Below are 20,054 nucleotides of genomic sequence, written 5' to 3' on the forward strand. Positions count from 1 at the left end.
ACTGGGCGGACCTCGTTTCCGCCTCCTCTCATGAAGAGACGGAACTGTCATGGCGCAACCACCTGCACTCCCCCTTCCGAAAGTCGCCCCCAGCCTGCGCGATGTCGGTTTTGCCCTCGGCATTGTCGGCATCATCTGCATTCTCTTCCTGCCGATTCCGCCGTTCCTGATCGATATGGGACTGGCCTTCTCGATCGCCTTTTCGGTGCTGATCCTGATGGTCGCGCTGTGGATCCAGAAGCCGCTCGACTTTTCGTCCTTTCCGACCATCCTGCTGATCGCGACAATGACCAGGCTGGCGCTGAACATCGCCACCACCCGCGTCATCCTGTCCCACGGCAATGAAGGCCACGATGCCGCCGGCGGCGTCATTGCCGGTTTCGCAAGCCTGGTGATGTCCGGCGACTTCGTCATCGGTCTGATCGTCTTCCTGATTCTGATCACCATCAACTTCATCGTCATCACCAAAGGCGCCACGCGTATCGCCGAAGTCGGCGCCCGTTTCACGCTGGATGCCATCCCCGGCAAGCAGATGTCGATCGATGCCGATCTCTCGGCCGGCATTATCGATGAGAGGGAAGCCCAGCGCCGGCGCAGGGAGCTCGAGGAGGAAAGCTCCTTCTTCGGTGCGATGGACGGTGCCTCGAAGTTCGTGCGCGGCGATGCCGTCGCCGGCCTCATCATCACCGCCATTAACGTCTTCGGTGGCATCATCATCGGCTATTTCCGTCACGGCATGCAGATTGGCGAGGCGGCTGACGTTTTCGTCAAGCTCTCCGTCGGCGACGGCCTGGTCTCGCAGATGCCGGCCCTCATCGTCTCACTCGCCGCCGGCCTTCTCGTCTCCCGCGGCGGCACCACCGGCTCCACCGACCAGGCGGTCGTCAACCAGCTGAGCGGCTATCCCCGCGCGCTCTCCATCTCGGCCGTGCTGATGTTCGTCCTGGCGCTGATGCCGGGCCTGCCGTTCGTCCCCTTCGTGATCCTCGGCAGCCTTCTCGCCTTCGGCGCCTGGTTCATTCCGCGTCAGGTCGAGGCTGAAAACAAGCTTCGCCGCGAACAGGAGGAAAAGAAGGTCGTCCAGAGCAAGGAGCTGGAGAAGGATTCGGTCAAGTCCGTGTTGCGCACCTCCGAAATCGAGCTGGCGCTCGGCAAGATGGTCTCGACGCGACTGCTCGGCGCCCATCAGGAACTGGCCTTCCGCGTCGGCAAGATGCGCAAGAAGTTCGCCACGCAATACGGTTTTGTCGTCCCTGAAATCAAGGTCACCGACGATATCGCCATCGCCGAGAAATCTTATCAAATCCGCATTCATGGCACGACGGTCGCCTCCAATCTCTTGCGCGTCGGCGAGGTCCTGGTCGTCACCGGCGCCGGCCGGCGCCCGAGCATTCCGGGCGACGAAATCCGCGAGCCCGCTTTCGGCATGCCGGCCGTCTCGATCCTCGAAAACTTCGCCGACGATCTGAAACGCGAGGGTTTCCAGCCGATCGACAATGTCTCCGTGGTGCTGACCCATATGAGCGAGGTCATTCGCAACAACCTGCCGCAGCTTCTGTCCTACAAGGACGTCAAGGTGCTGATCGATCGCCTCGACCCGGAATACAAGAAGCTCGCCGACGAGATCTGCTCTTCGCACATGTCCTATTCCGGCCTGCAGGCGGTTCTCAAGCTCCTGCTTGCCGAGCGCGTCTCGATCCGCAACCTCCACCTCATTCTCGAGGCGGTGGCCGAGCTTGCGCCGCATGTCAGGAAGACCGAGCAGATTGTCGAGCACGTCCGCATCCGCATGGCCCAGCAGCTCTGCGGCGATCTTGCCGACAACGGCGTGCTGCGCGTGCTGAGGCTCGGCAGCAAATGGGATCTGGCCTTCCACCAGGCGCTGAAACGCGATTCCAAGGGCGAGGTGATCGAGTTCGACATCGACCCCAGAAGCCTGGAGGAGTTTAGCGAGCAGGCAAGCAAAGTTATCCGTGAGTTCATGGATCGCGGCCTGCCATTCGCCCTTGTCACGTCGCCGGAAACACGCTCCTATGTGCGCATGATCATCGAACGGCTGTTCGCCACGCTGCCGGTCCTGTCGCATGTCGAACTGGCCAAGGGCATCGAGATAAAGATTTTGGGCTCGATTTCATGATATCAGACCCGCAAGGGACCGTTCTCGCGTTGTTTCTGGTTTTCTGCCGGATCGGCGGCTGTGTGCTGGCCCTTCCGGGTTTTTCCTCGGCGCGCGTGCCCGAGCAACTGCGCGTCTTCATCGCCGGGGCGCTGTCGATCGCGCTCATGCCGCTGCTCTGGGACACGGTCTATCCGGCTGTCCACACCGGATCTGCAACCTATATCGGCCTGATTTTCAGCGAATCGCTGGTCGGCGTGATGTACGGCATGCTGGCCAGAATCTATACGCTCGGCATGCAGTTCGCCGCAACGATCATCGCCATGATGGTCGGTTATACCCAGCCGGGCTCCGCCGACGTCATCGAAGACGCGCCGGAGACCAGCCTTTCCGGCTTCATCACCTTTGCCGGCATCATGATCCTCTTCATCATGGATTTCCATCACATCGTCTTCCGCGCGCTGGTCGATTCCTACACGACCATGCCGTTCGGCGGATTGACGCAGATGCGCGCGACGCTGATCTCCTTTACCGACACGCTGGAGCAGACCACTTACATCATGCTGCGGCTGTCGAGCCCGTTTCTGATTTACGGCATGATCTTCAACGTCTCGATCGGCTTCATCAACAAGCTGGCGCCGCAGATCCCGGTCTATTTTATTTCCACGCCCTATCTGCTGATGGGCGGGCTCTTCCTGTTTTATGTCTCGGTCGCGGCGCTGGTCAGCCAGTTCGGCCAGGCCTTCGGTTCGATCTATATGGGGCGATGAGGCTGGTATGATCGAGAAGGGCCGCTCCCAAAAACTCAAGCGTCTGCTGTCGGTGCAGCGGCATATCGAGAGGATGGCGGAGAACGACCTGGCCGAAACCAGCCGTCAGCGCATCGAGGTCAATGCGGCGATGGACGATGTCATCGTCGCTCTCGGTTCGATGGACCCCGTTCACCACGCCTTCTCGCAGAATTACGCCGACCGATTCGGCAGGCTGACGATCAAGGATCAGCAGCTGACCGGCATGCAGCAGATCCACGAGATGCGGCTGACGCGCGAACGCGCCAAGGCAGATCGGCTGGAAGAGGGCATGAAAGAGGCTCTCGATGCCGAGCGTCGCGAGGCCGACGACAATGCCGTCTATGATGTGATCGATCAACAATTCGCAACACCAGCCTCCAGCAAGCTTCAAAAACCATAGTCGTTACGATCTTAATTTAGAGGATTGTAACGTGGCTATTTCGCCCCCCAGTGATCTGGTCCTGGACGTGGTCAAAGCCGCCGACCCCATGGAGGTTCAGGCGGCCCAGGAAAAATTGAAGGCAAACCGTGCGGCCTTTGCCGCAACGAGCCTCGCCGAGAACGGCAAGGGCTTCTCCAATACGGTCGACGTTCTCGATCATATCGGCCAGAAGAGCGGCCTTTCCAACGTTCAGAACCGCACCAAGACCGAGGAGGTTCCGGAAAGCTACCGGAAGTTCGAGGCTATGGTGCTGCAGAACTTCGTCAAGTCGATGCTGCCGAGTGAAAGTGAAGACGTCTACGGCAAGGGAGCGACCGGCGATATCTGGAAGGGGATGATGGCCGAGCAGCTCGGCAACACCATGGCCAAGGGCGACGGCATCGGCATTGCCAAGCAGATGTACAGCGAGCAGCTGCGCCGACAGGAAGGCAAGATCGTCAATGCCTCGACCGATGATCGTGACCGCAACACCGCACTCAGCATGATCGACGACTTCCAGCGCAAGACCTTTGGCACGCCGACGGCGGACGCCAAGACGGCAAGCGACGCATAATCGAGGGTACAATGGAAATAATCTCGAACGAATACAGGATCAAATCCGTTCTCGGACGCCTCGAAATGATCATCGACAATGAGAATACTCGGATCGGCAACGATCCGCAGTTCGATCTCAAGGTCTCCAATGCGCACAAGAGCCGCTGCCTCTACGAGCTGTCGATGCTTTTCCGCGATACCGATCCGGCCGAGCTTGCCGCTGCCCATCTCGATCAGCTGCACGGCCTGAAGAAGAAGCTGGTGCTCAACGCCCGGCGTGTCGAAGCCCATCTTGAGGCGGTTCGCGCCGTCGCCGACCTCCTGAAGAATGCCGTTCAGGACGCCGACGGCGACGGCACCTATTCCCAGGAACAATTCGCCGCGCGTGGGAACTGATGATCAAGCTCGTCCTCACCGGTATCTGGGTTTGCGCCATCACCTTGGCCTCGGTTTACTTTTCGGTGTACATGGCGACGGCACCAGCGCCCGCGGCTACGGATTCCAAGCAGAGCGCGCTCGAACTGGTGAAGGGTGAAACGATCACGGTCCCGGTCATCGGCGATGGCGCGATCACCGGTTATTTCCTCGGCCGCATTTCCTTCATGATGAACAAGGACATGCTGAAGGGCGTGACCTTGCCGCTGACCGAGATGACGACCGACGAACTTTTCAGCCTGCTCATCGGCAACAAGATGGTCGATCTCGCGCACATCAAATCCTTCGATCCGAAGGCGTTCCGCGAGGAGATCAAGAAGGGCATGAACGAGCGCCTCGGCGGCGAATATGTCGCCGAAGTGATGCTGGAGCAGCTCGATTATCTCTCCAAGGAAGAGGTCAGGCAAAACGCGGCCGGTGAGCCGAAGAAGCTCGGCGCTCCCGTCAAGATCATCGAAGGCGCCTCGGCCGGGGAAACGCCGGCGCCGACCGGCCATTGAAACAACGGATCATCGATGCACGAACGGCGCCTTCGGGCGCCGTTTGTCGTTGGGCCTGACGTGGTTAATAAACCACTTATGCGAGCATCGAAATCCAAGGAATTTTCCTAAGGGTTGTTTGAAAGCCTCCTGTTATATCAGGTGTCACAGCTTGGCATGCGCCGTTTTCCGTGATCGGGGCGACGCCGTCCATGCGTGACGCGACCGGTCCTTTCGAGTCCTCCGGGTGCGGAAAAATATGGGCTTGTTTTCCGGGATGTCGGGCGCATGACGCACCCTCGGCAGGAGGTAGGAATGAATTTGATTGCAAACTTCGCGGTGCTTGCGTCGCGGCGGACGATCTTCGATCTGCCGGTCTGCGATCTCGGCTGGGACGATGCCCTCGTTTTCATCAACGAGCTGGCCTCCATTCCCGTCGGCCAGACCGTCGTTTGCTTCGTCAACGCCCATAATATGCTGACGGCGTTGCGCGACGACGAATATTACCGGATCATGTCGCACAATCTGGTGCTGCCGGATGGCATCGGCCTCAACATCGCATCGCAGATTGCCCATGGCTCGCCGTTTCCCGCCAATCTGAACGGCACCGATTTCGTGCCGGCCTTCCTTACCTTCATGGAGGCTCCGCGCCGCATCGGCCTGATCGGCGGCACGCGTTCGGTCGTCGAGGCAGCGGCCGAAAATTTCCGCAGGCACACCCCCTGGCATGAATTTGTCGTCATTTCCGACGGCTTTTTCGACAAGGTCGATTCCACTGATGTCACAGCGGAGATCGAACGCCAGAAGCCCGACATTCTGATCGTCGGCATGGGGACGCCGCTGCAGGAGAAATGGGTTCACGACAACATCCGCGCCGACCATGCGCGTCTGGTGCTGACGGTAGGCGCGCTCTTCGACTTCGTCTCCGGCGCCGTTCCGCGGGCGCCGAAGACGGTGCGGATGATGCGACTGGAATGGGCCTATCGGCTGATACAGGAACCCGCGCGCCTCTGGCGGCGCTACATCATCGGCATTCCGGTCTTCCTCTTCCATGTCCTGCGTTATCGCTTCCGCCGCCGCGAAAGAATTCTCAGCCAGCCGGAAGAGCCTCGCAGCGTCTCGCAGCCGGCTGCCTATCGCAGGAAGGCGAGCTGAACCGGCAGCGCCTAGAGCATGATGCCGAAAAGTGCAGGGTGTTTTCGGACGACATCCTGTTCTATCGCGTTTGCCACATCTGCGAAGGGCGTCACCGGTTCGAATTCGACGTCGGACCGCAATTCTTGCCGGTCGCGGTTAACCATTTCTTTGCCATGAATATTTAGAGTCGTTTAATCATCTGCATCGCGTGCGGATCATTGAACTCGGCCATCATGTGCATGAGAAGTGGCGCAAATGTACGATATCAGGGCGAGAAACAGCTTCCAGGATCGCGCAGCCGCGGAGCCGCGCCCCTTTGACGATCCTTATCGCCGGCGGTCGAAGGGGGCAGATATCGCGCTGCCCGAGGCCGAATTGCTACGGGCGATCGGTCGCGCCCTCGAAGAGCAGCGCGCGATGGCGGCGCGTCCGGCGCCGCTGGTCGACCGCATCGAAACCATCCTCGGCAACCGCCTTCGGGCTGCCAACGATATCGGCCGTCCTCTTGCGGCGGAGCCGGCCGCCCATGAGAAGCCAGTCGCTGCGGCCGCCGAACCCACGTTCTCACCCGCGCCGCTGGCCGTGATCCCTGAGGAGGCCGCCGGATCCCAGCCGGCCGCGCCGCGTTACCTCGCCGGCCGCTTCGGGCTTGTCATGACGGTCGTCACCGCCACGATCCTCGGCGCAGGGCTGCCGGCGTTGAGGCCGGTCGCGCCCGCCCTCTACCGCGCCGAGACGACGCTTTCGGTAAAGACGCATGCGTCAAGCCGCGGCGCTTTCACCCAGGCTGCGGCGAAAGGCCTGTTGTCGGCGCGGGTGATGGCCTCGACGGTCGCTGCGCTGAAACTTGATCACGACCCGGAATTTGCCGGCTCCAGTGCCAATGCGCTCGGCGTTGCGCTCGATCTCCTCTCGGCCACCGGAGCTGCTGCCGATCCGGCCTCGCGCGCCGAGGCGGCGCTGAAACATGCGGTCGAGGTCGTGCCCGATGTCGCCGCCGGTACGATCCTCGTCACGGTGACGACCGGCGACAGCAGCAAATCCATGCGCATTGCCGCACGGCTTGGCGAAGCGGTGTCAGCAGGCAGCGGTTCGGGCCGGAACTCCGAAACCGAGACCGCGCTGCGCAAGGCCTATGCAGAGGCGAAGGCGGAGCTTGCCGCCTTCACGGCAAAAAGCGGAGAGGGAAACGTCAAGGTAGCGAGCGACCTGCGCCGCCAGATCGACGGGCTCGATGCCGATCTGAAACAGGCCGACCAGAATATCCTCGCGACGAAGGCGCAGGCCGACCGGCTGAAGGCGGCAAAACTCGCGGCCGTCCTGGATGGGTCGCTTCCGTCCAACATGCTTTCGCCGGCGCTGCAGGATTGGCGCGACAAATATGCCGTCGCCCGGACGACGCTGGCGCAGCTTTCGGCCGAGCTTGGCCCGCGCCATCCGCGGCTGTTGCAGCAGCAGGCCGAAACGGATGGACTGAAGGAGAACATGGGCAAGGAGCTTGCCCATATTGCCCAGCTCGCCAATGCCGCCGCCAAGGCTGCGGTCGATGCGCGCAAGGAGCTGAACGATCGCCGCAACACGTTGATCGCCCAGAGCCGGGATACCGGCGTCGATTTGGCCCGGCTGACCGAGCTGCGCGAGAAGGCGAATGCCGCGCGCGTGCGCCTGGAGGAGGCCGCCTCCACAACGGGGGCAGCCGACGACGGCCATCTGATCGTGCTGAAATCGCCGCTCGTGTCGAAGGTGGCGGGAACGAATGGCTCGATCGGCGGCGCGCTGACCGGGGCCGCCGCCGGCCTGGCACTCGGTCTTGGCCTGGCTTTCCTGCTGTTTTTGCGCAAATCCGTCGCGGCCTCTGCAACGGAAATGCCAGTGTCTCCGCCGGTTGTGTCTCCGTCGGTTGTGTCCCCGCCACCAGAGCCCGCGCCGGCCGCGGCGGCGCTCGACGAGATGCAGGAGTTGCGCTCCGAGATCTCCGGCCTGCGTGACCGGCTGCGTGGTCATGGGATTGAAGTGCGGCAGCCGCGCCGCTGAACCAACATTTCCTTGCAAGTTTGATATTGCCTTGCCGCTTTCCGACAGGATAGGGCGTTAGCGGGCATTTGACGCTCGTCAACTATCCCTAGATTGACATGAAAACAGGGCGGAGAGACGCGTGACGACAGTAATCGACGGCAAGCTTGTAGCTGCATCCGTAATTCAGACAGTCAAGAGTGCGACGGCAGCGCTGCAAAAAAGCAGCGGCGTCACCACCGGCCTTGCCGTCATCATCGTCGGCGACGATCCGGGAAGCCACGCCTATGTCGGCTCCAAGAGCCGCATGGCCAAGGAATGTGGTTTCAAGTCCGTCCAGCACACGCTGCCGGCGGACACGAAGCAGGAAGAACTCGCAGCGCTCGTCGCCACCCTCAACGCCGATCCGTCGATCCACGGTATCCTGGTGCAGCTGCCCTTGCCGAAACCGCTCGACAGCGAGCCGATCATCCAGTCGATCCTGCCGGAAAAGGATGTCGATGGCCTGAGCGTCGTCAATGCCGGCAAGCTTGCCACCGGCGACCTGAAGACCGGCCTGGTCTCCTGCACGCCGGCCGGCGCCATGGTCTTCGTCCGCCGCACCCATGGCGAGGATCTCTCCGGTCTCAACGCCGTCGTCATCGGCCGCTCCAACCTGTTCGGCAAGCCGATGGCGCAATTGCTGCTCAACGCCAATGCGACGGTGACGATGGCGCATTCGAGAACGAAGAACCTCGCCGAGGTCTGCCGCAACGCCGATATTCTGGTGGCAGCCGTCGGCCGGCCGGAAATGGTCAAGGCCGAGTGGGTCAAGCCGGGCGCGACGGTCATCGATGTCGGCATCAATCGCGTGCCGGCGCCCGACAGAGGCGAGGGCAAGACCCGGCTCGTCGGTGACGTCGCCTTCGCCGAGGTCTGCGCAGTCGCCGGCACCATCACCCCGGTTCCAGGCGGCGTCGGCCCGATGACCATCGCCATGCTGATGGCCAATACGGTCATCGCTGCCCACCGCGCCGCGGGGCAGACGCCGCCGCAGTTTTAAGGCAGACTGGTGTTAACTGGGGGCAGGGCCGGTCGAGGCCCTGACGATCAGCTCGGTCTTCCAGAGCTCCTGCTCGGGGAAGGGCCCAGCCTGTTTCACAGTGCCGATCAGCCGCTGGGCGATGCGAACGCCGGCAGCACGCAGCGACGAGCGGGTCGTCGTCAGCGGCACGGAGAAATTTTCCGGCTTCAACAGCGGCAGAACGTCGTCATGGGCGATCAGCGAAATATCTTCGCCGAGCCGCAATCCCGCCTGGTTGACCGCGCGGATCGCCCCGAGCGCCATCACCGTGCTGGAGCAGAGGATGGCCGTAGGCCGCTGCGGCAGCTGCAGGAAGCGTTCCATCGCCACCAGACCCTGTTCGTCGGTCATCAGCGCGTGGATGACGCAATCCTCCTCGAGAGCCAGTCCGCGCTCGGCAAGCGCCGTTACGACGCCGTTCTTCCTGCGGATGGCGAAATCGAGATGCACTTGCCCGTTCATCAGCGCAAAGCGTGTATGACCGAGCTGCAGCAATAGCCGCGTCGCATCGTAGAACGCGCCTTCATTGTCGATGTCGAGATAGGGATAATCAGGCTCCGCGCCGAAGGAGCGGCCATGCACGACATAGGGCATGGAGAGCGATTTCAGCATGGGAAGGCGCGGGTCGTGGCCGCGCATATAGGCGACGAACAGTGCATCGACATTGCCGCTGATCGCAAGCCGCCGGAGCGCGGCCACCTCGTCATCAGGATCGGACGGCATGATGACGAAATGGAAATCGTGGCGCACGGCCTCCTCGCCGAGCCCGGCCAGGAATTCGCCGAAATGCACGTCGGACTGGTGGCCGGGCGCCGTCGGCATGACCAGGCCGATCGAGCCTGCCTTGCCGGTCGCAAGCCGCTGAGCAGCCTTGTTCGGCCGGTATCCGGTTTCCTTGACGGCCTGGAGCACGCGCTCCCGGGTCGCTTCATTGACCTCGGGATAACCGTTCAGCGCCCGGCTCACCGTCGTCTGCGACAGCCCAAGCAATTCCGATAGCTGTTTGAGATTCACCTGTTATGCTTCCTCCCGGCCCGCCCGTCGGCCGCTCTAAAAGGCCTGCCTGCCTCCCAATGGCACCCAAAGCGCTTTCAAATATGTAGCATCTCGCGCGCTTGACTCAAGAAAAATCGCTCCATATTCCCCGATAAGCGCCGTCGCGCTGCGATATTCCGCGGGTTTCTTGCGGGTTCTCGCGAATTGACTTGACTTCATTCCACCGGAAGTGAAATGAGTGCGTTGTCAAAGCGCTTTGAAATTTCTTTTTCAGGGAATTCGGCGCGGGTTGGGATTGTGATGGGAGGTAGATCACATGAAAAAGTCATTTTTGATGGGCGTTGCCGTTGCGGCGCTATTTGCCGGTGCTGCGTCCGCGGCCGATCTGAAATTTGCCCCGGGGCAGGATTCCAAGTTCAACTGGAAGAGCTATGACGAATTCAAGGCTGCGCATGCCGATCTGAAGGGTCAGCCGCTGACGATCTTCGGGCCGTGGCGCGGCGAGGACGAGGCGTTCTTCATGAGCGTTCTTGCCTATTTCACCGAAGCGACCGGCATCGACGCCAAATATTCTTCGTCTGAAAACTACGAGCAGCAGATCGTCATCGACACGCAGGCCGGCTCGCCGCCGAACATCGCCATCCTGCCGCAGCCGGGCCTACTTGCCGACCTCGCCGGCAAGGGCTTTCTGACGCCGCTCGGCGACGATAACTCCAAGTGGCTCAAGGAAAACTACGGCGCCGGCGACAGCTGGGTCGGTTACGGCACTTATAAGGGCAAGGACGGCAAGGAAGCCTTTTACGCCTTCCCTTACAAGGCTGACGTGAAATCGCTCGTCTGGTACGTTCCGGAGAATTTCGAGGAAGCCGGCTACAAGATCCCGACGACCATGGAAGAGCTGCATGCCCTGACCGACCAGATCGTCAAGGATGGCGGCGTTCCCTGGTGCATCGGTCTCGGTTCCGGCGGTGCCACCGGCTGGCCGGCGACCGACTGGGTCGAAGATCTCATGCTGCGAATGCAGCCGCCGGAAGCCTACGACAAGTGGACGACCAACGAGCTCAAGTTCACCGATCCGACCGTCGTGGCCGCGATCGAAGAATTCGGAAAGTTTGCCAAGAACCCGAAATATGTCGATGGCGGTGTTGCGGCCGTAGCATCGACCGACTTCCGCGACAGTCCGAAGGGTCTCTTCGCCGTTCCGCCGAAGTGCTATATGCACCATCAGGCCTCGTTCATTCCGTCCTTCTTCCCTGAAGGCACGAAGCTCGGCCAGGATGCCGACTTCTTCTACATGCCGACCTTCGCGTCGCATCCCGAGCTCGGCAAGCCGGTTCTCGGCGCCGGCACGCTGGTCTCGATCGCCAAGGACTCGAAGACTGCCCGCGCTTTCATCGACTTCCTGAAGACCCCGATCGCGCATGAGGTCTGGATGGCGCAGTCGAGCTTCCTGACGCCTTACAAGGGCGTCAGCGTCGATGCCTATGCCAATCCGCAGATGAAGAAGGAAGGCGAGATCCTGACCTCCGCCACCACCTTCCGCTTCGACGGCTCCGACCTGATGCCGGGCAAGATCGGTGCCGGCGCCTTCTGGACCGGCATGGTCGATTTCGTCGGCGGCAAGTCCGCCGAGGAAGCTGCAGGCGAAATTCAGAGCGCCTGGGACGGCATCAAGTAATCTTTCAGATATGCCGCCGGCTTGCCGGCGGCATGGCTTGCATGAGTGGCCGGGCTCGCCAACAGCCCGGCCATCGCAGGATATATTGTGATTGGGCAATATAAAGGGATTGACGGTGATCGGCATTGACCCGTCAGAATGAAAGCCGGTCGGAATAAGATCAGGGAAACAGGGGAGGGACGGAATGCTGTCGCAGATTGTGTCCGCTTTGGGCGTCGTGGTCGTCGCCGTTTTTGCGTGCTCGGCCTATTTCTATTTTTCCAACAAGATTCTGGACCTCGCGCTGCCGGTGGCGGGCGACATCCGCACGGCATCGCGCAATCTCAACCGCCGCGCCCTCATCCGGCCGTGGCTATTCATCGGCCCGGCGCTCATCCTGCTCTTCGTCTACCTCGTCTATCCGGTCGTTGCGACCTTCATCCTATCCTTCTACGACCGCGCCGGCCTGCAGTTCGTCGGCCTCGCCAATTACAAATGGGCGATCGGCGACCGCGAATTCCGCCAGTCGATCTTCAACAACATCCTCTGGCTCGCTGTCGTGCCGGCCGCCTGCACCTTCTTCGGCCTCGTCATTGCTGTCATGACCGATCGCATCTGGTGGGGCAATATCGCCAAGAGTATCGTCTTCATGCCGATGGCGATCTCCTTCGTCGGCGCTTCTGTCATCTGGAAGTTCATCTATGAGTATCGCGGCGGCAACGATGTGCAGATCGGGCTTCTGAACGCCATCGTCCAGCTTTTCGGCGGTACGCCCGAAGTGTGGATCTCGGTGCCGTTCTGGAACAATTTCTTCCTGATGGTCATCCTGATCTGGATCCAGACCGGTTTTGCCATGGTCATCCTGTCGGCAGCTCTACGCGGCATCCCCGAGGAGACGATCGAGGCCGCCGTCATCGACGGCGCCAATGGCTGGCAGATCTTCTGGCGCATCATGGTGCCCCAGGTCTGGGGCACCATCGCCGTCGTCTGGACGACCATCACCATCCTCGTTCTGAAGGTCTTCGATATCGTGCTCACAATGACCAACGGCCAGTGGCAGACGATGGTCTTGGCGAACCTGATGTTCGACTGGATGTTCCGCGGCGGCGGCGATTCCGGTCGAAGTGCTGTCATCGCCATCATCATCATGCTCGCCGTCACGCCGATCATGGTCTGGAACGTGCGCCGCGCCAACCGCGAACTGAAGGGCCACTGAGATGACCGCTGTCGGCAACTACTTCAAGATCGGTCCCGCCCGCCTCTTCGTTCACCTTGCGGTTCTCTTGATCGTCATCATCTGGCTGATCCCGACGCTCGGCATCTTCGTCAGTGCTTTGCGCGACAAGGACCAGATCGTTGTGTCCGGCTGGTGGACGGCCTTCGTCGGCTCGACGCAAACGGTCGCCGTGCGCCTTGGCACGCCGGACCAGCAAAAGCAGGAAGGCGCAACCTACGTCATTTCCGGCAATGTGCTGGAAGGGCAGACCGGCCGCTCGGTAAAGGCCTTCGGTAACCGCGTGCAGCAGCCGGCGGCCTTCGAGGCCGGCCAGACGGCCGATCTCGGCGACGGCGAAAGCCTGCTGATCAACAGCGACGGCAGCTATCGCTACATGAAGAACGCCGCCTTCTCTCCCGACGAACGGCCGCGGCGCATCTACGTCTCCGTCTCGGCGCCGCCGGAATTCACGCTGCAGAACTACAATACGGTTCTGACCGGCGAGGGCATCGGCCAGTCCTTCATCAATTCGCTGACCGTGACGATACCGGCGACGATCATCCCGATCCTGATTGCCGCTTTCGCTGCCTATGCCTTGAGCTGGATGGACTTTCCCGGCCGCGCGCTGTTGATCGCACTGGTCGTCGGCCTCATCGTCGTGCCGCTGCAGATGTCGCTGATTCCGCTGCTTCGCCTCTACAACGAGATCGGCAATATGCTCGGCCAGCCCTCGAAGACCTATCCCGGTATCTGGTTCGCGCACACCGCCTTCGGCATGCCGCTCGCCATCTTTCTCCTGCGGGCCTACATCGCCGGCCTGCCGAAGGAGATCATCGAATCCGCCCGCGTCGACGGCGCAAGCGACTTCGAGATTTTCGTTCGTATCGTTTTGCCCCTGTCCTTCCCGGCACTCGCCTCCTTCGCCATCTTCCAGTTCCTGTGGGTATGGAACGACCTGCTCGTCGCCATGGTCTTCCTCGGCACCGACCAGGATCATCTCGTGCTGACCGGCAGGCTCAACGCGCTGCTCGGCTCGCGCGGCGGCAATTGGGAGATTTTGACGGCGTCGGCCTTCGTCACTATCGTCGTGCCGCTGCTGGTCTTCTTCGGACTGCAGCGTTATCTGGTGCGTGGTCTGCTGGCGGGTTCGGTCAAGGGCGGCTAACCATTTCCAAACGTGACTTCAGACAGGATATTCCATGAACGTGGCTTCCCAATCGATCTTGACCGCCGACAAGGACTGGTGGCGCGGCGCGGTGATCTATCAGATCTATCCGCGCTCCTACCAGGATTCGAACGGCGATGGCATCGGGGACCTGAAGGGCATCACCGCCCGCCTGCCGCATGTGGCAAGCCTCGGCGTCGATGCGATCTGGATCTCGCCCTTTTTCACCTCGCCGATGCGCGATTTCGGTTATGACGTTTCCGATTATGAGAATGTCGACTCGATCTTCGGCACGCTGGTGGATTTCGACACGATGATCGCGGAGGCCCATCGCCTCGGTATCCGCGTGATGATCGATCTGGTCATCTCGCACAGCTCCGATCAGCATCCCTGGTTCGTGCAGAGCCGCTCCAGCAAAACCAACGCCAAGGCAGACTGGTATGTCTGGGCCGACGCCAAGCCGGACGGCACGCCGCCGAATAACTGGCTGTCGATCTTCGGCGGCTCGGCATGGGCGTGGGATCCGACGCGCATGCAGTATTACCTGCACAACTTCCTGACCTCGCAGCCGGACATGAACCTGCACAATCCGGAGGTGCAGGACCGTCTGCTCGATGTCGTGCGCTTCTGGCTCAATCGCGGCGTCGACGGCTTCCGTCTTGACACCATCAATTTCTATTTCCACGACCCGTTGTTGCGCGACAATCCGGCCCTTGCCCCCGAACGCCGCAACGCCTCGACTGCGCCGGCGGTCAATCCCTATAATTTCCAGGAGCATGTCTACGACAAGAACCGGCCGGAGAATCTCGCCTTTCTGAAGCGCTTCCGCGCCGTCCTCGAAGAGTTCCCAGCAATCGCCGCCGTCGGCGAGGTGGGCGACAGCCAGCGCGGCCTCGAAATCGTCGGCGAATATACCTCCGGCAACGACAAGATGCACATGTGCTACGCCTTCGAATTCCTTGCCCCCGATCCGCTGACGCCGGAGCGCGTCGAGGAGGTGATGGAGGATTTCGAAGCTGCCGCGCCCGATGGCTGGGCCTGCTGGGCCTTCTCCAATCACGACGTCATGCGCCATGTCAGCCGCTGGGGCGGGCTGGTCGCCGATCACGACGCCTTTGCCAAGCTCTATGCCTCGCTGCTTATGACGCTGCGCGGTTCCGTCTGCCTCTATCAGGGCGAGGAACTGGCCCTGACCGAAGCCGATCTCGCCTATCAGGATCTGCAGGATCCCTATGGCATCCAGTTCTGGCCGGAATTCAAGGGCCGCGACGGCTGCCGCACGCCGATGGTCTGGGACAGCCACGTTGCCCAGGGCGGCTTTTCAACCGTCAAGCCCTGGCTTCCGGTGCCGGTCGAACATATTCTGCGCGCGGTCAACGTCCAGCAGGGCGACGAGACTTCGGTGCTCGAGCACTATCGCCGCTTCATCGCCTTCCGCAAGCTGCACCCGGCCTTTGCCAAGGGCGAGATCGAATTCGAGGAGACCGAGGGCGATATCCTGGTCTTCACCCGCGACTACAGTGACGAGAAGCTGCTCTGCATTTTCAACATGAGCCCGGCCGAGGCGAGCGTCACCCTGCCTGCGGGAGAATGGCAGGCGTTGACGGGGCACGGCTTTATCAGCAACAACTATGGCGACAAGATCGATATTCCGGCTTGGGGGGCGTATTTCGCCCGTCTCGCTTAAGGACCAGGAGGGGAGTGAGAAATGACTGGACTGACGCTGAAGGATATCCGCAAATCCTACGGTTCCGTGGACGTTCTCCATGGGATCGACCTTGATATCAAGCAAGGCGAATTCATCGTCTTCGTCGGTCCGTCCGGCTGCGGCAAGTCCACGCTTCTGCGCATGATCGCCGGTCTCGAGGCGATTACTGGCGGCGAGATGTTTATTGACGGCCAACTCGTCAATGATGTGCCGCCGTCGAAGCGCGGCATTGCCATGGTCTTCCAGTCGTACGCGCTCTATCCCCATATGACCGTCTACGACAACATGGCCTTCGGCATGAAGATCGCCGGCGAAAGCAAGCAGGAGATCGATCGGCGCGTGCGGGCGGCCGCCGAAAGCCTGCAGCTGACCAAATATCTCGACCGCCTGCCGAAGGCGCTTTCGGGCGGCCAGCGCCAGCGCGTGGCGATCGGCCGCGCCATATGCCGCGATCCGAAGGTCTTCCTGTTCGACGAGCCGCTCTCTAACCTCGACGCCGCATTGCGCGTCGCCACCCGTATCGAGATAGCCCGCCTGAACGAGCAGATGGCCGATACGACGATGATCTACGTCACCCACGACCAGGTCGAGGCGATGACGCTCGCCGACCGCATCGTCGTTCTCTCCGCCGGCAATATCGAGCAGGTCGGCGCGCCGCTGGAACTCTACGAGCGCCCGGCCAACCTCTTCGTCGCCAAATTCATCGGCTCGCCGGCCATGAACATCATTCCGGCGACGATATCAGGCACCGGCAGCCAGACGACCGTGACGCTCACTGGCGGCATGTCGGTGACGCTCGATGTCGCGACCGACGCGTCCGAGAAGGGCAAGCAGGCGAGCTTCGGCGTCCGTCCGGAGGATCTGAGGATTGCCGACGGCGCCGATTATGTCTTCGAGGGCGAAGTGTCGATCGTCGAAGCGCTCGGCGAAGTGACGTTGCTCTATATCGAGGGCCTGGTTCCCGGCGAGCCGATCGTCGTCAAGCTGCCTGGCATTTACGATGTCCATAAGGGCCAGAAGATGCGCTTTGCCGCCGACCGGCAGAAGCTGCATCTGTTTGATGCAAGCGGCCATACCTATCGGAAATGAGATCGCCATTTTTGGGGTAATAACCCCCAGAATTATACTTGGCGGACCGGATTCTCACTTTCTGTTAAAGATCGGCTGCTACCTTTTCCTCGTCAATTTATGAGGGGGATAAGCACGTGGCCGCTTCCAATCCGTCACAGCCGAGATCTCATTTCCTGAGCAAGGAAGAATCCTTCATGTACGACCGCGAGGCGCGGTTCAAAATGGAGGAGACCATGAACGCTGCGCGCATCGAATATACGGAAAAGGGCGTCATGCACGCGGCTTCGCGCCGTTGCGACATCGTCCGGATTTCGATGAGCAGCGCGACGCTCGCGATTCTGACCCAGTTCAACCTGCCGAAGCAGTTTTATCTGGATATTCCGGATGCCCGCATCACCAAGGTCGGTTGCCTGCTGATGAAGGTCAACGCCAACAATACGATCGAAGTCCGCTTCCTGCGCCTGCTTACGCAGAAGGAGCTGAACAAGATTTTCGTCTACAGCACGCACCCGGCGCACAAGGACTACGTTCTCGACATCCGCGCCTGACGGCCTCGGACAGACAAAAGAAAACCCGCGGGCTGCTTGACGCGCCCGCGGGTTTTCTTTGTCCTCAAGAGCTGCGGAGTTCAATGCTCAGCTGTGGAACAGCACACTCGCACCCTGATCCGAAGCGCCGACGGCGCGGCGGAATGGCGCGAAGAGCTCGCGGCCCATGCCGAATTCATTGTCGGAGAGATCGACGGTTACCGGTTCGCGCTCGGCCATGTCGGCGGCATCGACGAGCACTTCCAGCGTGCCCTTGATCGCGTCAAGGCGAATGATGTCGCCGTTCTTGATGCGGGCGATCGGGCCGCCGTCGACGGCTTCCGGGGTCACGTGGATCGCCGCCGGCACCTTGCCGGATGCGCCGGACATGCGCCCATCGGTCAGCAGCGCCACGCGGAAGCCGCGATCCTGCAGCACGCCGAGCGGCGGCGTCAGCTTGTGCAGTTCCGGCATGCCGTTCGCCTTCGGTCCCTGGAAGCGCACAACGGCGACGAAATCGCAGTTGAGTTTGCCTTCCTTGAAGGCGTCCTGCAGTTCCTGCTGGCTGTGGAAAACAATCGCCGGCGCCTCGATGATGTGGCGCTCCGGCTTGACGGCAGAAATCTTGATGACGGCCTTGCCGAGATTTCCGCGCAGCATCTTCAGCCCGCCATTGGCCTGGAATGGTGTTTCGATGCTGGAGAGCACCTTCGGATCATGGCTCTTTTCCGGCGACGGCTCGCGCAACACGCCGCGGTTTTCGCCGAGGCGGGCATCGACCGTATAGGCCTGGAGGCCCTGGCCGAAGACCGTGCGCACGTCGTCATGCACCAGGCCGTGCTTCAGCAGTTCCTTGATCAGGAAGCCCATGCCGCCGGCCGCCTGGAAATGGTTCACATCGGCAAGCCCGTTCGGATAGACGCGGGCAAGCAGCGGCACGATTTCCGAAAGCTCGGCAATGTCCTGCCAGGTGAGCTGGATGCCGGCTGCCCGCGCCATGGCAACGAGGTGCAGCGTGTGGTTGGTCGAGCCGCCGGTCGCATGCAGGCCGACGACACCGTTGACGATCGAGCGTTCGTCGATCATCTCGCCGGCCGGCGTGAATTCGTTGCCGAGCGCGGTGATCGCCAGCGCCCGCTTGGCGGCTTCGCGCGTCAGCGCTTCGCGCAGCGGCGTGCCGGGATTGATGAAGGAAGAGCCGGGCATATGGAAGCCCATGATCTCCATCAGCATCTGGTTGGAATTGGCGGTGCCGTAGAAGGTGCAGGTGCCGGGGCCGTGATAGGATTTCGATTCCGCCTCCAAGAGTTCGGCGCGACCGACCTTGCCTTCGGCGAAGAGCTGGCGCACCCGCGATTTCTCGTCGTTCGGCAGACCGGTCGTCATCGGCCCGGCCGGAACGAAGATTGACGGCAGATGCCCGAAGGAGAGCGCCGCGATGACGAGGCCGGGCACGATCTTGTCGCAGACGCCGAGGAAGAGGGCGGCATCGAACATGTTGTGCGACAGGCCGACGCCCGCGGCCATGGCGATCAGGTCGCGCGAGAAGAGCGAGAGCTCCATGCCCGGCTGCCCCTGGGTGACGCCGTCGCACATGGCAGGCACGCCGCCGGCCACCTGGGCGACGCCGCCGGCCTCAGCGGCTGCCTCGCGGATGATCGCCGGATAGGTCTCGAACGGCTGGTGAGCCGAAAGCATGTCGTTATAGGCAGTGATGATGCCGAGATTGGGGATGCGGTCGCCGGCAAGCGCGTCCTTCTCGGCGGGGGAACAGACCGCAAAGCCATGGGCAAGATTGGCGCATCCGAGCACTGAGCGCGCGACACCCTTGGAAGCGGCGGCGCGCAGGCGTTCCAGGTAGCGCTCGCGGCTTGGCTTGGAGCGTTCGACAATGCGATCGGTGATCGCAGCAATGCGTGCGTGAGCGGACATGGAAGATCCCTGCCTTGTTCTGGTTCGTCTCAATGTGTTCGCCGGCTCCGGCGGTTGTCATGCCGTATCAGGGAGCCCAGTAGATCTCGACCGGGGAAGTGGCCCGGCGCAGAACGGCGCGGATCGGCATTTCTGCTTCGTCACCGCTGCCTTCCGCCTTGGCGAGAACGTCTTTTTTGCCTTCGCCCTCGATATGGAGAACCAGGAGTGCGGCATCCTGAAGACTGGAGAAGGTAAAGGTTAGCCGCGGCTCGCCGGCGCCTTCCGCCTCCATCGTGATGATGCTGCGCGGCGTCGAGGCATCGAGCGCCTCGGCAAGATTGCTGCCGCCGGGAAAGAACGAGGCCGTGTGGCCGTCGCCGCCCATGCCGAGGATGACGACGTCGAAGGGGATGCCGATCTCCGCACTCTTTGCCGTCGCCAGCCGTGCGGCCTCCTCGACGGAGGCTGCCGGCTGGTACAGCGGAACGAAACGCGCCGCCTTCGCCTTGTTCTGCAAGAGGTTGGCATCGACCAGCAGATGGTTCGAGCGCTGATTGTCGGCCGGCACGAAACGTTCGTCGACCAGCGTGATCGTCACCTTGTCCCAGGCGATGTCGCGTGTCGAAAGCGCCTGAAAGAAGGCCTTCGGCGTCGAGCCGCCGGAAACGGCGATGGAGGCGGCGCCGCGGGCGGCGATCGCCGCCGAAAGCGTATCGGCGACCTTGTCGGCGAGGCTGCCTGCGAGGTCTGCGGCACTGGCGAAGGAATGTAGGGTCGATGCCATCGATGT

Annotated in this window: 18 protein-coding genes; 15 read left to right on the forward strand and 3 right to left on the reverse strand. The window is 61.7% G+C overall.

Annotated features, from left to right (window positions below; translation table 11 throughout):
• Nucleotides 1-49: 49 nt before the first annotated feature.
• The 9 genes from flhA (at nucleotide 50) to folD (ending at nucleotide 8,989) form a co-directional block, all read left to right on the forward strand.
• On the forward strand, nucleotides 50-2,137 hold the full coding sequence (gene flhA, locus J2J99_RS03625) for a flagellar biosynthesis protein FlhA (protein WP_168295972.1): 2,088 nt from the start codon (nucleotides 50-52) through the stop codon (nucleotides 2,135-2,137).
• Nucleotides 2,134-2,886, forward strand: a complete 753-nt coding sequence (locus J2J99_RS03630; RefSeq protein WP_168295973.1) for a flagellar biosynthetic protein FliR — start codon at nucleotides 2,134-2,136, stop codon at nucleotides 2,884-2,886. The genes flhA and J2J99_RS03630 overlap by 4 nt, the downstream gene beginning before the upstream one ends.
• Nucleotides 2,887-2,893: 7 nt before the next feature.
• Nucleotides 2,894-3,307 carry a hypothetical protein gene (locus tag J2J99_RS03635; RefSeq protein ID WP_168295974.1) on the forward strand — a complete coding sequence of 138 codons (414 nt, stop codon included), beginning with the start codon at nucleotides 2,894-2,896 and terminating at the stop codon, nucleotides 3,305-3,307.
• A gap of 31 nt (nucleotides 3,308-3,338) precedes the next feature.
• The gene (locus J2J99_RS03640; RefSeq protein ID WP_168295975.1) at nucleotides 3,339-3,902 is read left to right on the forward strand and encodes a rod-binding protein; all 564 of its coding nucleotides are present in this window, start codon (nucleotides 3,339-3,341) and stop codon (nucleotides 3,900-3,902) included.
• A gap of 11 nt (nucleotides 3,903-3,913) precedes the next feature.
• Nucleotides 3,914-4,279 (forward strand): hypothetical protein, encoded by a 366-nt coding sequence (locus J2J99_RS03645; RefSeq protein WP_168295976.1) that lies wholly within the window; start codon nucleotides 3,914-3,916, stop codon nucleotides 4,277-4,279.
• Nucleotides 4,279-4,818: a hypothetical protein gene (locus J2J99_RS03650; RefSeq protein ID WP_168295977.1), complete on the forward strand. Its 540-nt coding sequence runs from the start codon at nucleotides 4,279-4,281 to the stop codon at nucleotides 4,816-4,818. The genes J2J99_RS03645 and J2J99_RS03650 overlap by 1 nt, the downstream gene beginning before the upstream one ends.
• A gap of 294 nt (nucleotides 4,819-5,112) precedes the next feature.
• Entirely contained in the window at nucleotides 5,113-5,952 is an 840-nt protein-coding gene (locus tag J2J99_RS03655) for a WecB/TagA/CpsF family glycosyltransferase (protein ID WP_168295978.1), read from the forward strand.
• A 237-nt stretch (nucleotides 5,953-6,189) separates the two neighbouring features.
• Entirely contained in the window at nucleotides 6,190-7,968 is a 1,779-nt protein-coding gene (locus tag J2J99_RS03660) for a GumC domain-containing protein (RefSeq protein WP_168295979.1), read from the forward strand.
• A 121-nt stretch (nucleotides 7,969-8,089) separates the two neighbouring features.
• The gene (gene folD, locus J2J99_RS03665; RefSeq protein WP_168295980.1) at nucleotides 8,090-8,989 is read left to right on the forward strand and encodes a bifunctional methylenetetrahydrofolate dehydrogenase/methenyltetrahydrofolate cyclohydrolase FolD; all 900 of its coding nucleotides are present in this window, start codon (nucleotides 8,090-8,092) and stop codon (nucleotides 8,987-8,989) included.
• A gap of 12 nt (nucleotides 8,990-9,001) precedes the next feature.
• On the opposite strand, the gene J2J99_RS03670 is transcribed toward folD, so the two are convergent.
• On the reverse strand, nucleotides 9,002-10,024 hold the full coding sequence (locus tag J2J99_RS03670) for a LacI family DNA-binding transcriptional regulator (protein WP_168295981.1): 1,023 nt from the start codon (nucleotides 10,022-10,024) through the stop codon (nucleotides 9,002-9,004).
• Nucleotides 10,025-10,322: 298 nt separating this feature from the next.
• On the opposite strand from J2J99_RS03670, the gene J2J99_RS03675 reads away from it, so the two are divergent.
• From J2J99_RS03675 to J2J99_RS03700, 6 genes are all read left to right on the forward strand, one after another.
• Nucleotides 10,323-11,684 carry an ABC transporter substrate-binding protein gene (locus J2J99_RS03675; RefSeq protein ID WP_168295982.1) on the forward strand — a complete coding sequence of 454 codons (1,362 nt, stop codon included), beginning with the start codon at nucleotides 10,323-10,325 and terminating at the stop codon, nucleotides 11,682-11,684.
• 184 nt (nucleotides 11,685-11,868) lie between these two features.
• The gene (locus J2J99_RS03680) at nucleotides 11,869-12,879 is read left to right on the forward strand and encodes a carbohydrate ABC transporter permease (RefSeq protein ID WP_168295983.1); all 1,011 of its coding nucleotides are present in this window, start codon (nucleotides 11,869-11,871) and stop codon (nucleotides 12,877-12,879) included.
• A 1-nt stretch (nucleotide 12,880) separates the two neighbouring features.
• Nucleotides 12,881-14,044 carry a carbohydrate ABC transporter permease gene (locus J2J99_RS03685; protein ID WP_168295984.1) on the forward strand — a complete coding sequence of 388 codons (1,164 nt, stop codon included), beginning with the start codon at nucleotides 12,881-12,883 and terminating at the stop codon, nucleotides 14,042-14,044.
• Between the two features lie 34 nt (nucleotides 14,045-14,078).
• The gene (bglA, locus tag J2J99_RS03690; RefSeq protein WP_168295985.1) at nucleotides 14,079-15,731 is read left to right on the forward strand and encodes a beta-galactosidase BglA; all 1,653 of its coding nucleotides are present in this window, start codon (nucleotides 14,079-14,081) and stop codon (nucleotides 15,729-15,731) included.
• Between the two features lie 21 nt (nucleotides 15,732-15,752).
• The gene (locus J2J99_RS03695; protein ID WP_168295986.1) at nucleotides 15,753-16,841 is read left to right on the forward strand and encodes an ABC transporter ATP-binding protein; all 1,089 of its coding nucleotides are present in this window, start codon (nucleotides 15,753-15,755) and stop codon (nucleotides 16,839-16,841) included.
• Between the two features lie 176 nt (nucleotides 16,842-17,017).
• The gene (locus J2J99_RS03700; protein ID WP_168295987.1) at nucleotides 17,018-17,371 is read left to right on the forward strand and encodes a hypothetical protein; all 354 of its coding nucleotides are present in this window, start codon (nucleotides 17,018-17,020) and stop codon (nucleotides 17,369-17,371) included.
• Nucleotides 17,372-17,458: 87 nt separating this feature from the next.
• Here the strand turns inward: J2J99_RS03700 and edd are convergent, their stop codons facing one another.
• The gene (gene edd, locus J2J99_RS03705; RefSeq protein ID WP_168295988.1) at nucleotides 17,459-19,282 is read right to left on the reverse strand and encodes a phosphogluconate dehydratase; all 1,824 of its coding nucleotides are present in this window, start codon (nucleotides 19,280-19,282) and stop codon (nucleotides 17,459-17,461) included.
• A 67-nt stretch (nucleotides 19,283-19,349) separates the two neighbouring features.
• Nucleotides 19,350-20,048 carry a 6-phosphogluconolactonase gene (gene pgl, locus J2J99_RS03710; protein WP_168295989.1) on the reverse strand — a complete coding sequence of 233 codons (699 nt, stop codon included), beginning with the start codon at nucleotides 20,046-20,048 and terminating at the stop codon, nucleotides 19,350-19,352.
• Between the last annotated feature and the right edge of the window lie 6 nt (nucleotides 20,049-20,054).

It is taken from the genome of Rhizobium binae, from assembly GCF_017357225.1.
GTDB classification, from domain to species: Bacteria; Pseudomonadota; Alphaproteobacteria; order Rhizobiales; family Rhizobiaceae; genus Rhizobium; species Rhizobium binae.

Bases quoted from the DNA above. Each gene is read 5' to 3' on its own strand.
- J2J99_RS03700 (WP_168295987.1), top strand. From the start codon at position 17,018: ATGTACGACCGCGAGGCGCGGTTCAAAATGGAGGAGACCATGAACGCT.
- J2J99_RS03695 (WP_168295986.1), top strand. From the start codon at position 15,753: ATGACTGGACTGACGCTGAAGGATATCCGCAAATCCTACGGTTCCGTG.
- J2J99_RS03660 (WP_168295979.1), top strand. From the start codon at position 6,190: ATGTACGATATCAGGGCGAGAAACAGCTTCCAGGATCGCGCAGCCGCG.
- pgl (WP_168295989.1), bottom strand. From the start codon at position 20,048: ATGGCATCGACCCTACATTCCTTCGCCAGTGCCGCAGACCTCGCAGGC.
- J2J99_RS03645 (WP_168295976.1), top strand. From the start codon at position 3,914: ATGGAAATAATCTCGAACGAATACAGGATCAAATCCGTTCTCGGACGC.
- J2J99_RS03680 (WP_168295983.1), top strand. From the start codon at position 11,869: ATGCTGTCGCAGATTGTGTCCGCTTTGGGCGTCGTGGTCGTCGCCGTT.
- J2J99_RS03635 (WP_168295974.1), top strand. From the start codon at position 2,894: ATGATCGAGAAGGGCCGCTCCCAAAAACTCAAGCGTCTGCTGTCGGTG.
- J2J99_RS03650 (WP_168295977.1), top strand. From the start codon at position 4,279: ATGATCAAGCTCGTCCTCACCGGTATCTGGGTTTGCGCCATCACCTTG.
- J2J99_RS03655 (WP_168295978.1), top strand. From the start codon at position 5,113: ATGAATTTGATTGCAAACTTCGCGGTGCTTGCGTCGCGGCGGACGATC.
- J2J99_RS03630 (WP_168295973.1), top strand. From the start codon at position 2,134: ATGATATCAGACCCGCAAGGGACCGTTCTCGCGTTGTTTCTGGTTTTC.
- bglA (WP_168295985.1), top strand. From the start codon at position 14,079: ATGAACGTGGCTTCCCAATCGATCTTGACCGCCGACAAGGACTGGTGG.
- J2J99_RS03675 (WP_168295982.1), top strand. From the start codon at position 10,323: ATGAAAAAGTCATTTTTGATGGGCGTTGCCGTTGCGGCGCTATTTGCC.
- J2J99_RS03685 (WP_168295984.1), top strand. From the start codon at position 12,881: ATGACCGCTGTCGGCAACTACTTCAAGATCGGTCCCGCCCGCCTCTTC.
- flhA (WP_168295972.1), top strand. From the start codon at position 50: ATGGCGCAACCACCTGCACTCCCCCTTCCGAAAGTCGCCCCCAGCCTG.
- edd (WP_168295988.1), bottom strand. From the start codon at position 19,282: ATGTCCGCTCACGCACGCATTGCTGCGATCACCGATCGCATTGTCGAA.